Annotated in this window: 6 protein-coding genes; 3 read left to right on the top strand and 3 right to left on the bottom strand. The window is 44.2% G+C overall.

Features of this window, described 5'->3' with window-relative positions; genetic code table 11:
• The first annotated feature begins 55 nt into the window (after nucleotides 1-55).
• Entirely contained in the window at nucleotides 56-1,375 is a 1,320-nt protein-coding gene (locus tag RMX98_RS10705) for an acetyl ornithine aminotransferase family protein (protein ID WP_322681594.1), read from the top strand.
• A gap of 59 nt (nucleotides 1,376-1,434) precedes the next feature.
• Nucleotides 1,435-2,349 (top strand): DUF1338 domain-containing protein, encoded by a 915-nt coding sequence (locus RMX98_RS10700; protein WP_322681595.1) that lies wholly within the window; start codon nucleotides 1,435-1,437, stop codon nucleotides 2,347-2,349.
• 75 nt (nucleotides 2,350-2,424) lie between these two features.
• Here the strand turns inward: RMX98_RS10700 and RMX98_RS10695 are convergent, their stop codons facing one another.
• From RMX98_RS10695 to nifJ, 3 genes are all read right to left on the bottom strand, one after another.
• Nucleotides 2,425-4,935 carry a hypothetical protein gene (locus RMX98_RS10695; RefSeq protein ID WP_322681596.1) on the bottom strand — a complete coding sequence of 837 codons (2,511 nt, stop codon included), beginning with the start codon at nucleotides 4,933-4,935 and terminating at the stop codon, nucleotides 2,425-2,427.
• A 172-nt stretch (nucleotides 4,936-5,107) separates the two neighbouring features.
• Entirely contained in the window at nucleotides 5,108-7,606 is a 2,499-nt protein-coding gene (locus RMX98_RS10690; RefSeq protein WP_322681597.1) for a hypothetical protein, read from the bottom strand.
• Nucleotides 7,607-8,558: 952 nt separating this feature from the next.
• The gene (gene nifJ / locus RMX98_RS10685) at nucleotides 8,559-12,260 is read right to left on the bottom strand and encodes a pyruvate:ferredoxin (flavodoxin) oxidoreductase (protein ID WP_322681598.1); all 3,702 of its coding nucleotides are present in this window, start codon (nucleotides 12,258-12,260) and stop codon (nucleotides 8,559-8,561) included.
• A 949-nt stretch (nucleotides 12,261-13,209) separates the two neighbouring features.
• Here nifJ and RMX98_RS10680 point away from each other — a divergent pair.
• On the top strand, nucleotides 13,210-14,295 hold the full coding sequence (locus tag RMX98_RS10680; protein ID WP_322681599.1) for an endo-1,4-beta-xylanase: 1,086 nt from the start codon (nucleotides 13,210-13,212) through the stop codon (nucleotides 14,293-14,295).
• Nucleotides 14,296-14,397: the final 102 nt, after the last annotated feature.

Genomic DNA, 14,397 nt, shown 5'->3' with positions numbered 1-14,397 from the left:
CAATCAAGCTTTAGCGTTTAATCATCAGTAATCTTTAAAAGCCCGAAAACAAATTATGTTAAGTATTCCTATTAACCTAAATTTACCTCGTATACCCCGTTTAGTAACTTCTTTACCCGGGCCTCGCGCTCAAGCAATTGTACAACGCGATCGCGCCGTAACTTCTCCTTCTTATACCCGCGATTACCCATTAGTTGTATCTCGCGGTCAGGGTTGTATGGTAGAAGATGTTGATGGCAATGTATTTCTGGATATGACCGCAGGTATTGCCGTTACCGCCACCGGACACGCTCACCCGGAAGTTGTCAAGGCAATTCAAGAACAGTCGGCGCGTCTGCTGCACATGTCAGGGACGGATTTTTATTATGAGCCGATGGTGGAACTAGCGGAACAATTAGCAATTCGCGCTCCCTTTCCCCACCCACAGAGCGATACTGCATTTCCTGCAAAGATATTTTTTACCAATTCCGGGGCAGAATCGAACGAAGGAGCAATCAAACTAGCTCGATATTACACCAAGCGATCGCTAATCGTAGCCTTCTTAGGTGCATTTCACGGACGCACTTATGGAGCAATGTCTCTGACTGGTTCCAAAGCAGTGCAACGAGCTAACTTTGGGCCTTTAGTTCCTGGGGTAACTCATATTCCTTATGGCAGTCACGCTAGCTTAGATTGCTTGGAAAAACAGTTATTTACGACGATTTTACCACCGCAAGAAGTAGCGGCGATCATCGTCGAACCGATTCAAGGAGAAGGTGGATATATCGTACCCGAAGATGGTTTCTTGCAGCGAATTCGGGAGATATGCGATCGCCACGGTATTCTGATGGTGGTGGATGAAGTACAAGCAGGGATGGGGCGGACTGGTCGCTTATTTGCGATCGAGCATTGGAATGTGATGCCTGATATCATTACTACTGCTAAAGGTATCGCCAGTGGTATGCCTTTAGGAGCGATACTTGCTAGACCAGAGTTAATGACTTGGCCTCCTGGTTCTCACGCTACTACATTTGGCGGTAATCCCGTAGCTTGCGCTGCTGGTATTGCCACACTACGACTGCTAGAAAGTGGTTTAATGAGCAACGCTACCCAGATGGGAGAATTCTTACAAGCTAGTCTTACCGAGTTGCATCAAAGATTTCCCAGAGTATCGTTGCCACGAGGTAAGGGATTGATGGTAGCGGTAGATTTATTGGATGAACAGGGTAATCTTGATTATAAATTGCGCGATCGCATTATCCAAGAAGCTTTTTTACGCGGTTTATTATTACTAGGTTGCGGTAAAGCAGCAATTCGTTTTTGTCCACCTTTAGTTATCGACAGCGACCAAATTCAGATAGCCCTTCAAATTATCAGCGAGATTTTAAATTCTTAAAATATTAGGGGGAACAAAGGAGAAATAACTAGTGCTTAATGTCCAGTGACAAATGACAAATGACAAATAAAATAGCCCTTAATTTATGGAAATTACTTTGGCAAGAATACAGCGCCAGGGTAAATCATGCTCGTACTTACCAGCAAATGATTACTACTGCGGGTGGGACTGTCGCCAACGACCACATCGCCTTTCGGTCTTTGCGTTTATTAGTAGATACTCCACAAGGTAAACTTAACTTGGGAATTGACTACCTTGGGCAACTTGCAGAAGCTTTGGGTTACGTGGCGGCTGGAGAGTATACTTTTGCTCAAACTCATTTGTATGCTCGTCATTATCGTCATCCGCAGCAAGAGGAATTTAACTTACCCAAATTGTTTATCAGCGAGTTGATTGTCGATGAATTGCCTGCTAATATTGCCCAACTCATCTCTAAAACAGTATCTTCAATCCCAAAGGAACTGACCTCACCCCTTATTCTTCTACAAAAAGACGCGGACTTTCAAACCATCGCCAAACAACTCCAGCAAGTTTTTACCCGTCCTTGGCTACCTCCGCAGCGTTCTGTTGTCGAAGAGGTGAATCGGGTTACTCAGTATGGTGCTTGGGTGTTGCTGCACGGATATGCTGTCAATCATTTCACAGGTTACATCAATGCACATAATACTCCCGAATATCTAGACATAGATACTACCGCCAATGCTTTGGCTAACCTGGGTGTACCAATGAAAGCAGAGATAGAGGGAAATGTTGCTTGTGGTTTACGGCAAACTGCAACTCAAGCAATAACAGAAATGGTGACAGTGTTAGATGATAACAGTGGTACAGAAATTCAGATTCCTTGGACTTACGCCTATTATGAAATAGCCCAGCGCTATTTGGTAGAAGTGGAATCTGGAAAGCAGGTACTTTTTGATGCTTTTTTAGGAAGTAATGCCCAGCAATTGTTTGAAATGACTCGTTTATCTAAGTAGAACGGCGTTATTGGTGTTCGATGTAGAGACGTAGCAGTGCTACGTCTCTTTGTTACCAGATAGTTTCAAGGTAAATTATGTTTGCAAGACAAAATCAGATGCCACCAGAGTTGGCGTACCAGTTAGAATTGCAAATAGACCACCACTACCAAAACCCGCCGCGCTACCATTTTGGTTGTAGAACAATTGCCCACTCACAGCGTCATAGACAATTTTCGCCGTGCTAGTTCCGGCGGAAGTTGTGATTTGAAAATCACTCTTGTTGCTAAAACCTGTTCCGGGATTAGAAGCGATCGCACTAAAGGTAGTCTTATCCAGTACAATCTTGTCAGCTTGGGAACTGTTGAAATCACTAATACTATCTACACCAACAGCAGAGCCGTTAAAAGCAGCATTGGTATTGTAAAGGAATCTGTCAGCACCAGCACCACCGACAAGGGTATCATTACCAGCACCACCGATGAGAATATCATTGCCAGCGCCACCGCGTAGCAAGTCATTGCCACTCAAGCCATTGATGGTATCGTTACCCCCTTGACCATTAATCACATCATTGGAATTGTCAAAACCCGTGATGTTATTATTCAAATCATTGAGAAATGTAACCGTGTTTTTATTGAAGATGCTGCTAGGATTTGAGCTGCCATCAATGACATCAAAACTATCAGCAATGCTGCTCTGGTTATTAAACAGGATATTACCAAGTGCTAATCTGCCATCCAATGCGGGTAAATTATCCAGGTTCTCTAATTTGAAGTTTTGCAGAGTGACTTTGGTGTTAGCCACATTTTCAAAAGTAACTTCTAGATTGTTGCCGTTTTGAGTTAATTGCAGATTTTGGGCAGTCAATCCTGAACCTGTAAATTGTAACGTGTCCACTTTACTAATCACAGCCTGAGATGGATTTGAACCTTTACCTACACCACCAAAATCGGTGATGATGTCATTGCCATCGCCAGAACGGAATACAAACTTATCTTGACCACCGTTGCCTGTGAGGGTATCGTTACCAGCTTTGCCGTCGATGATATTGTTGCCAATTGTGCCGATGAGAGTGTCTGCACCAGGGGTTCCCGTGAGGTTAATGATGCTGTCACTGCCAATATTTTTCCCACCAAATATCACGTAGCTTTGTCCTGAGTTCTCCCCGTTGGGGTCGGCACCATCTGCCCCGATAATCAAGTCGTCAAAACCGTCGCCGTTGATGTCTCCTGCACTACTAACAGACCTGCCTAAAGTGTCACCTGCATTAATACCATTAATGGTAAAGCCCTTAGTGCCGTTGAGCGTAGAGACGTTAAGTTGGGCATTAAAACCGGACTTGCTGCCAAACACCACGTAGCTCTGCCCTGAATCTGTGCCATTGGGGTCGGCACCTAGTGCCCCAATAATCAGGTCGTCAAGACCATCACCGTTGACGTCTCCTGCGCTACTGACAGAGAAACCTAATTCGTCAACTGCATTGATACCATTGATGACAAAGCCGTTAGTGCCGTTGAGGGTAGAAAGGTCAAAGCTGGCACCAAAATTGCCCTTGCTACCAAACACCACGTAGCTCTGCCCTGAGGCGTCACCGTTGGGGTCGGCAAAGGGTGCCCCAATAATCAGGTCGGCAAGACCGTCGCCGTTAATATCTCCCGCACTGCTGACAGAGACATTTAATAGGTCAAACGCAGTGATGCCATTGATGAGAAAGCCATTAGTGCCATTGAGGGTGGAGAGATTTAATTGGGCATTAAAACCCCCCTTGCTGCCAAACACCACGTAGCTTTGCCCTGAAGGGTCGGTATTAAATCCCCCTGCCCCAATAATCAGGTCGTCGATACCGTCGCCGTTAATATCTCCCGCACTGCTGACAGAGTTGCCTAAGTTGTCACCTGCATTGATGCCATTAATAGTAAAGCCATTAGTGCCGTTGAGAGTGGAAAGGTTTAATTGAGCATCGAAACCTCTCTTGCTGCCAAACACTACGTAGCTCTGCCCTGAATCTGTGCCGTTGGGGTCAGCACCAGATGCCCCGATAATCAGGTCGTCGATGCCGTCGCCGTTGATGTCTCCCGCACTGCTGACAGAAATCCCTGAAATGTCATTTGGATTGATGCCGTTGATGGCAAAGCCGTTAGCACCATTGAGAGTGGAGAGGTTGAGTTGGGCACTAAAACCGGACTTGCTGCCAAACACCACGTAGCTCTGCCCTGAGGCATCACCGTTGGGGGCGGCATTAAATGCCCCAATAATCAGGTCGTCAAGACCGTCGCCGTTAATATCTCCCGCACTGCTGGCAGAGACACCTAATTTGTCATTTGGATAGATGCCATTGATCACAAAGCCATTAGTGCCGTTGAGGGTGGAAAGGTCAAATTGGGCATTAAAATCGGACTTGCTGCCAAACACCACGTAGCTCTGCTCTGCAAAAATGCTGGGGTAGCTATTAAATCTTCCGATAATCAAGTCGTCAAGACCATCGCCGTTGATGTCTCCCGCACTATTGACAGAGTTGCCTGAGTTGTCACTTGCATTGATGCCGTTGATGGCAAAGCCATTAATGCCGTTGAGGTTAGATAAGTCGAAAACGGAATTTGCCATGAGTTCGTCCTTTTGTTTCTACAACTAAAAATTGAAAAAGTCAGAATGACTCTTGACAGTCAACAGTGAATGGTTTAGACGATGAAATATACAAGTTTTATCTGCAATAGCTAATGAACAAGGTTGGCACAGTGCTACAAATCTAAACTTCAAGTTTGCTGTTTTAGACAAACTACGCTTGCAAGACAAAATCAGATGCCGCCAGAGTTGGCGCACCAGTTAGAGTTGCAAATAAACCGCCACTGCCAAAACCCGCCGCGCTGCCATTTTGGTTGTAAAATAATTGCCCACTCACAGCGTCGTAGACAATTTTTGCCGTGCTAGTTCCGGCAGAAGTTGTGATTTGGAAATCATTCTTGTTGCTAAAACCTGTTCCGGGATTAGAAGCGATCGCACCAAAGGTAGTCTTATCCAGTACAATCTTGTCACCTTGGGAACTGTTGAAGTCACTAATGGTATCTGCACCAACAGCAGTCAGGGCAAAGGGAGCATTGGTGTTGTAAAGGAATCTGTCAGCACCCGCACCACCAACGAGAATATCATTACCCGCACCACCAATCAGGGTATCATTCCCACTACCACCACGCAGATAGTCATTGCCGCTTTTACCATCAATCTTGTCATTACCCCCCTGACCATTAATCACATCATTGGAGTTGTCAAAACCAGAGATGTTATTATTCAAGTCATTGAGGAATGTTACTTTGTTGGCATTGAAGATGCTGCTAGGATTTGAGTTGGCATCTAAGACATCAAAACTGTCAGTAATGCTGGTTTGTCCATCAAACAAGATATTACCAAGTGCATCTCTGCTACCCAATGCGGGTAAATTATCCAGGTTTTCTAATTTGAAGTTTTGCAAAGTGACTTTGGTGTTAGCCACATTTTCAAAAGTCACTTCTAGATTGTTGCCGTTTTGAGTTAATTGCAGATTTTGGGCAGTCAATCCCGCTCCTGTAAATTGCAATGTGTCTACTTGAGCAATTACTATTGCTGATGGATTTGAACCTTTGCCAACACCACCAAAGTCGGTGATGGTGTCGATGCCATCACCAGGGCGGAAGATGAATTTATCTTGACCACCATTACCAGTGAGCTTGTCATTACCAGCTTTACCATCAATGATGTTATTGTTAATTGTGCCGATGAGAGTATCTGCACCAAGGGTTCCCGTGAGGTTAATGATGCTGCCGATATTTTTCCCGCCAAACACCACGTAGCTCTGCCCTGATCTGTCACCGTTGGGGTCAGCATCAAATGCCCCGAGTATCAAGTCGTCAAAACCGTCGCCGTTGACATCTCCGGCACCTCTGACAGATTTGACAGAGCTACTGATGCCGTTGATGATAAAGCCGTTAGTGCCGTTGAGGGTGGAAAGGTCAAATTGGGCATCAAAACCTCCCTTGCTGCCATACACCACATAGCTCTGACCTGAACCGATGGTGTTGGCATTTGGTGCCGCAATAATCAGGTCATCGATGCCGTCGCCGTTGATATCTCCCGCACTGCTGACAGACCAACCTAAAGAGTCAAATGGATTGATGCCGTTGATAGCAAAGCCGTTAGTGCCATTGAGGGTGGAGAGGTTCAGTTGGGCAGCAAAACTTTTCTTGCTGCCAAACACCACGTAGCTCTGCCCTGAATCTGTGCCATTGGGGTCGGCACTTCGTGCCCCAATAATCAGGTCATCAATGCCGTCGCCATTGATATCTCCCGCACTGCTGACAGACCAGCCTGATTCGTCATCTGCATTGATACCGTTGATGGCAAAACCATTAGTGCCATTGAGGGTGGAGAGGTTCAGTTGGGCAGCAAAACCTTTCTTGCTGCCAAACACCACGTAGCTCTGCCCTGAATCTGTGCCATTGGGGTCGGCACGTCGTGCCGCAATAATCAGGTCATCAATGCCATCGCCATTGATATCTCCCGCACTGCTGACAGACCAACCTGAAGCGTCAAGTGAATTGATGCCGTTGATGGCAAAGCCGTTAATGCCATTGAGGGTGGAGAGGTCAAAACTGGCAGCAAAACCTTTCTTGCTGCCAAAAACCACGTAGCTCTGCCCTGAGGCAATGCCGTTGGGGTCGGCAAAGGGGGCCCCGATAATCAAGTCGGCGATGCCATCGCCATTGATATCTCCCGCACTGCTGACAGAATCGCCTGATTCGTCACCTGCATTGATGCCGTTGATGGCAAAGCCATTAGTGCCATTGAGGGTGGAGAGGTTGAATTGGGCATCAAAACCCCCCTTGCTGCCGAACACCACATAGCTCTGCCCTGAAGAGATGCCATTGGGGTCAGCACCATATGCCCCAATAATCAGGTCGTCGATGCCGTCGCCGTTAATATCTCCCGCACTGCTGACAGAAATACCTGAGTAGTCGTATGCGATGCTGTTGATGGCAAAGCCGTTAGTGCCGTTGAGGTTGGAGGGGTTGAGTTGGGCATCAAAACCCCCTTTGCTGCCAAACACCACGTAGCTTTGCCCTAAGCTGCTGAAGTTAGGGTTATTGGCAAAAGGTGCTCCGATAATCAGGTCGTCGATGCCGTCACCGTTAATATCTCCCGCAGTGCTGACAGAAAGACCTAAGAAGTCAAATCTATCAATACCGTTGATGGTAAAGCCGTTAGTGCCGTTAAGATCCGAAAGGTTAAAAGTTGAATTTGCCATAATTTCTCCCGTGTTAGTTTTTATGAGTTATTTGTCGTTAGTCATTAGCAAAGAAACTAGTGTCGCTAGTCATAATTAGTAATTCGTAATTCGTAATTCTGATCGCGTCAGAGTTTTAGAGATTTCAAATGGGTGGCTTATTTTCGCCGTATTGTACTCAGCCTCCCTTGCACTGCCATTAGATTACTAATCGCTTACTGCGTTGTAGATTAGCCGATCGCACCCGCCTTCTTCTAAAATTGAGTTGCACATCTATTAATATTTTCCCGCTTACTCTCTTTGATGCCTTTCTGCTGCCACATCCGACCAATAGCGGTAATTTAATAATTCGTAATTCGTAACTCGTAATTCGTAATTAAAAAGATTAATCACGAATTACAAAGCTTACACTTACCAATTGTATTGATAGCGGTCTTTTGATGTCAGCTAGTCAAACGATTTGAGCTTTGTAAGCAAAAATTACTTTAATAACCGTTAAATCACTTAAATCCTCTGATGAATCTCTAAGCATTGTCAAGAGGCTGGGTGTAATTTTGGTAAAGTTAGAGTGAATTTTAGCAACTGCTATATAAAGTTTTTGCCTAGGTGTAGCCCGTCGTAGACATTGCACTCTTTTTATAAATTGTGTTGAAGAACCAAACCCAACATTTGCGCGTTTATTAACTAAAGTTTGGGTTCAACACAACTTAAACCACAACATTAGTAACGAAAATAACGATTTGAGTAATCAAAATGGTGATTTTGTAACGAAAATTCTCATGTTTGTAACGAAAATAACCAGTTTAATAACCAAAATGATTATTTTATAACGAAAATTCTAATGATTTTAACAAAAATAATTATTTGAGTAACCAAAAAGGTATTTTGTAACGAAAATTCTTATGTTTGTAACAAAAATTGCGACTTGAGTTACTAAAGTCGCAATCTTTATAACTAAATTTAAGGCTAATGTTCAGAGGATATCGCGTTTTGCCAAATATTGGTACATCTGCCAACGTGCATCTACTTCAGCTTGCGCTTGTTCTAATAAGCGCTTGGCTAGGTCGGGTTTGCTCTTAGTGAGCATTTTGAAGCGATTTTCTTGATACATGGAATGTTCTACAGATTGTGTAGGCGATCGCATATCCAATTGCAATGGATTTTTACCCTGGTTAAGCAATTCTGGATTATGCCGATACAGCAACCAACGACCTGATTCTACCAAACTTTTCTGATGATTCATCCCGGTGGTCATGTTAATGCCGTGGGCGATGCAATGGCTGTAAGCAATAATCAGTGATGGGCCGTCATAAGCTTCTGCTTCCAAAAATGCTTTCAGGGTATGTTCATCTCTAGCACCAAGGGCTACACTCGCTACGTAGACATTTCCGTAGGTCATGGCAATCATCCCTAAGTCTTTCTTTGGTGCTGGCTTACCACTGGCGGCATATTTGGCAACTGCGGCTCGTGGCGTGGCTTTAGAAGATTGACCGCCTGTATTAGAATACACTTCTGTATCCATCACCAAGATGTTGACATTGCGACCACTAGCAATTACATGATCGATACCGCCAAAGTCAATATCATAAGCCCAACCATCACCGCCAACAATCCAGACGCTTTTTCTCACCAAATAATTGGCAAGAGATTTGAGATTTTGGATTTTAGATTTTAACTTGGGGTCGAAAGTTACAATTTCATCTAACTTCTGCTGCAACAGTTCTATCCTTTCGCGCTGTTCCCAAATATCAGCCTCAGATTTTTGTTCAGCTTTCAAGATTGACTGAATTAAATCACTAGGAATTATTGATTGGTGAATTTCCTCACTCCCCAACTGTTGCAACAATTCTGCTGCAAACTCAGCTTGTTTATCTAAGGAAAGGCGGAAGCCATAACCGAATTCGGCGTTATCTTCAAATAAATTATTAGACCACGCCGGGCCGCGTCCTTCGGCGTTGGTTGTCCAAGGAGTGGTGGGGAGATTGCCTCCATAAATTGAAGAACAACCTGTAGCATTAGCGATGACGGCGCGATCGCCAAACAATTGTGTTAATAGTTTTAAGTAAGGTGTTTCACCACAACCTGCACAAGCACCGGAGAATTCAAATAAAGGTTCTTGCAGTTGTTGTTGGCGAATCTGGTTTAATTTTAGCGATCGCCTGTCAGGATTAGGTAAACTCAAAAAGAAATCCCAGTTTTTTCGCTCTTGCTCTTGTAAAGGTAACTGCTGTGCCATGTTAATCGCTTTCCGCAATGGCTCAGATTTATCTTTAGCAGGGCAAATATTTACACAAATAGTGCATCCCGTGCAATCTTCTGGGGCAACTTGAATGGTAAATTTTTGATTGGCAAAGTCTTTATCTTTTGCACCAGTTGACTTAAAAGTTGCTGGTGCATTAACCAACTCATCAGGTTGATAAGCTTTGGCACGGATGGCACTGTGGGGACAAACCATAACGCACTTACCACATTGAACGCAGACATCTGGCTCCCACACAGGTATCTCTTCGGCAACGTTACGTTTTTCCCACTTCGCAGTACCGACGGGAAAAGTACCATCAACTGGTAGTGTGCTAACAGATAAGTCATCACCTTCCCACACCATGATTTTGCCCAAAACTTCCCGCACAAATTCGGGAGCAGAGTCCAGCAATTTTGGATTTTGGACTTCGGCTTCGCTCAGTTGAACGATTTTGGATTTTGGATTGTTGATTGTCTGTGGAATATCTACTTTATGCAAGTTGTCTAAGGTGTTGTCTACGGCTTGCAAGTTCATGCGGACAACTTCTACGCCTTTTTTACCGTAAGTTTTCTCAATCGCTTGTTTGATTTTAGCGATTGCTTCTTCTTGCGGCAAGACACCCGCTAAGGCAAAGAAGCATACCTGCATAATAGTGTTAATTCTGCCACCCATACCACTTTCACGGGCAACCTGGCTAGCATTGATTACATATAACTTCAAATGCTTGTCGAGAATTTGCTGCTGCACTTTCAACGGCAGATATTCCCAAACGGTATCTGCATTGTATGGACTGTTAAGCAGCAAAGTCGCCCCAGGGATAGCAGCCTTCAAAATATCTATGCGTTCTAGAAATCCCCAGTGATGACAACCAATAAAGTTAGCTTGGTCAATTAGATAAGTGGAGCGAATTGGCTCTTTACCGAAGCGGAGGTGAGAGACAGTCATTGAGCCAGATTTCTTAGAGTCAAAGACAAAGTAGCCTTGGGCATAATTGTCAGTTTCTTCACCAATAATCTTGATAGAATTTTTGTTAGCCCCAACTGTACCATCAGCACCTAACCCATAGAACATTGCCCGAACAACATTATCCGATTCTGTAGAGAAGTTAGGGTCAAAGCTGAGAGAAGTGTGAGTAACGTCGTCATTAATCCCAATAGTAAAATGATTTTTCGGTTTAGCTTGGGCAAGATTATCAAAGATGCCCTTCACCATCGCCGGAGTAAATTCCTTAGATGAAAGACCGTAACGACCACCAATAATTTTAGGGTATGAGAAAGTATTTTCTCCCCCTGCTTCCCCTGCCTCCCCTGCCTCCCCTGCCTCCCCTGCTCCCCCTGCTTCCCCTGCCTCCCCTGCTCCCCCTGCTCTCTTATTCCCCCACGCTTCATGAATAGCAGCCACAACATCTAAATACAAAGGTTCCCCTGCACTACCTGCTTCTTTGGTGCGATCAAGAACTGCGATCGCTTTTACACTAGTTGGTAATACTGCAACAAACCTTTGGACATCAAAGGGGCGGTAAAGTCGGACTTTCACCACGCCAAGTTTTTCACCACGGGCGTTAAGATAATCTACTGTTTCGTGGACGGTTTCACAACCTGAACCCATAAGAACGATAACGCGCGAGGCATCGTTAGCACCGTAATATTCATAGATTTGATAATGCCTTCCCGTGCGTTCGCCAAATTCATCCATGATGCGCTGGACAATATCTGGACAGGCGTTGTAATAAGGGTTAGCGCCTTCCCGTCCTTGGAAGTAGACATCGGGGTTTTGGGCAGTCCCCCGCAATACGGGACGATCTGGGGTGAGGGCGCGGCTGCGGTGGGCGAGTATTAGGTTATCGTGGATGAGCGATCGCAAATCATCATCTGAGAGCAGTTTGACTTTCTGCACTTCATGTGAAGTGCGAAAGCCATCAAAGAAATGCATAAACGAGACTCGTGCCTCTAAGGTAGCAGCATGAGCAATCAGAGCAAAATCTTGACTTTCTTGCACCGAAGCCGAACACAGCAGAGCAAAACCAGTCGCCCGAGCTGCCATCACATCGCTATGGTCGCCAAAAATCGATAAAGCATGGGTAGCCAAGGAACGGGCGGCAACGTGAACTACAGCGCTAGTCAACTCACCAGCAATTTTGTAGAAATTGGGTATCATCAACAATAATCCCTGAGATGCCGTGAAGGTCGTACTCAGAGAACCTGTTTGCAAAGCCCCATGTACAGCACCAGCCGCTCCCCCTTCGCTTTGCATCTGCACGACGCTGGGAATAGTACCCCAGAGGTTAGGACGACCTTCTGCTGACCAAGCATCAGCCCATTCGCCCATTGCTGAAGAGGGGGTGATGGGGAAAATGGCAATCACTTCATTTAATTTGTAAGCAACACGGGCAACAGCCTCATTCCCGTCGATAGTTGCAAAGGTTTTGTTCATAATATAATTTTTGTCCCCGCCTCTAAGCTGCATTATCAGAACACATGAATATAAGAATCAGAGGTGTTGCCGAATCGAGGTATGAATTTGGATGTAGAGACGTTGCATTGCAACGTCTCTACAAGTTGCATTGCAACGTCTCTACAAGAATTTTGAAATAACGCAAAATTATTTTTCATACCGCAATCAGCAACGCCGAATCAGAAATATCCAGAACTAGGTAGCCAGTGTATTATCGGTTTGTTACAGGGCTTTTCAAGTAATTCAACTACACCACTCGCTACTTCTTACTGTCCGTCTGAGTTGTGGTCTAAATACCTGAATATTGCTGTAAGTTAACTTTAATAAATGCTGCATATATGAGTATCTCATCCGAAATACTGCATCTATTAATATGTATTAATCATGTACTCAATAGCCAAAATATTGATTACATCTAGCTTTGAGGTCAATTATTCTTTTTTGTGGGGTATAGGTTCGGGAATCTTATTGTTCGCTAAATCTATTTAGCAAAACTGCGATCGCTCAATGTCCCAATTGTTGCTCATACGTCCGCATCTACAAAGATCGCACTATGCATTATACTATTTCTTTGTCAAGATGCGCCAAACCCTTTTACCTTCTTTCTTTGTATCCAACTCTTACGAGACGCTACGCGTAGCTTACTTCCCCGCAAGGGTATGCGTTCTTTGCGGTTCGTTTCTCTTTCTTCTTTATTCCGGGGAACGGCTATGTACTATTGGTCTTCAGTCGAGCATCTTCTATATATTTGCCTTTTTGAGTGCAATGACTGTGGCAATCATTACTACACCTCAAAAAGTATCAAAACTTGTTCTGTAATATTTTGTAGTATAATAATCTATGTGTTTTTTATTAAATAGAATTTATGCATTCTCGAAGAAAATTTTTAACAAGAGCAGGATACACAACCCTTTCTGCGTTATTGACTATGGGGTTTTTACAAAAGTACAAGGAAAAAGAAGACCATAGTACGAATGCGATCGCAGCATATTATCCAAATGTAAATACTCCCCTTCGGCAATTAGCTGCTGCCAAAGGAAAGCGTTATGGCGCAGCAGTTTCTAGTGAATTTTTGCAAACAGAAAATGATTACGCGAACCTGATTGCTCGTGAATGTTCGATTGTGACACCCAATGGAGAATTAAAATGGAACGCCACGGAACCGCAGCCAGGAAAATTTACCTTTGAATCAGCAGATGCGATCGCTAATTTTTGCCAAAAGCATAATATACAAATGCACGGGCATACCCTTTTCTGGCACATGGGGAAACCAGACTGGCTTCCTTACCCCCCCACACTTGAGATGATTGAACGCCATCTTAAAGGAGTCATGGGACATTATCGCAATAGTCCCGTTTTAAAATCTTGGGATATTGCCAATGAAATTATTGCTGATAGCGAAAATGAAACTGACAACCCTACCTACGGTTTGCGTAGAGGGGTAAAACGAGAATTGATTCGAGATTTGTTTAAATTGGCCGCTTCAGTTGATAGTAACAAGAAATTTTACCTCAACGATTATGGCATCGAAGGCGCTACATTGAAATCAGAGCGTTTTTTAAGAATGGTTGAATATCTGAAGAATAGTGGCGTTAAAATTGACGGAGCAGGTATCCAGTCACATCTATGGTTTTCTACTGCATATCCTTTTGACGAGAAAGGATTTAGTTCCGTCTTAAAACGGCTTAATGATCTGGGAGTTAAACCAAGAATCACGGAATTAGATATTATCATTGATACTCCACTGCCCAGTACTATCAAAGAGATAGACCAGATGGTAGCCGACAGTTACAAGCGATATCTTGACCTGTGCTTTGCGGCTAAAGTTGATACTGTGATTACATGGGGGCTTACCGACCGTCATACCTGGATACGTCATCCAAACTGGATGCCAGCAAAATTTAGAAACAATCCAAGTAGTCAGGCATTTTTGCGTCCGCTTCCCTTCGATACGAACCTGCAACCTAAACCAGCCCGCAACGCTATTGCCAAAGCTTTTCAGCAAGTAACTTAATATTCTATCCAGGCGTAAATAGGGTTTTTAAGTATGATTCTAAGCGAAGTAGGTAGAGAGATTCTTCGCTACTCACGAGTATGAAAGTTGAATAAAACTTAC

Origin of the sequence: Nostoc sp. DedQUE02 (assembly GCF_034531035.1) — a bacterium.
Lineage (GTDB): Bacteria > Cyanobacteriota > Cyanobacteriia > Cyanobacteriales > Nostocaceae > Nostoc.
Note: the sequence above shows the minus strand (reverse complement) of the source record. Positions and strands in the feature narration are given on the sequence as shown.

Bases quoted from the DNA above. Each gene is read 5' to 3' on its own strand.
- RMX98_RS10705 (WP_322681594.1), top strand. From the start codon at position 56: ATGTTAAGTATTCCTATTAACCTAAATTTACCTCGTATACCCCGTTTA.
- RMX98_RS10700 (WP_322681595.1), top strand. From the start codon at position 1,435: ATGACAAATAAAATAGCCCTTAATTTATGGAAATTACTTTGGCAAGAA.
- RMX98_RS10695 (WP_322681596.1), bottom strand. From the start codon at position 4,935: ATGGCAAATTCCGTTTTCGACTTATCTAACCTCAACGGCATTAATGGC.
- RMX98_RS10690 (WP_322681597.1), bottom strand. From the start codon at position 7,606: ATGGCAAATTCAACTTTTAACCTTTCGGATCTTAACGGCACTAACGGC.
- nifJ (WP_322681598.1), bottom strand. From the start codon at position 12,260: ATGAACAAAACCTTTGCAACTATCGACGGGAATGAGGCTGTTGCCCGT.
- RMX98_RS10680 (WP_322681599.1), top strand. From the start codon at position 13,210: ATGGGGTTTTTACAAAAGTACAAGGAAAAAGAAGACCATAGTACGAAT.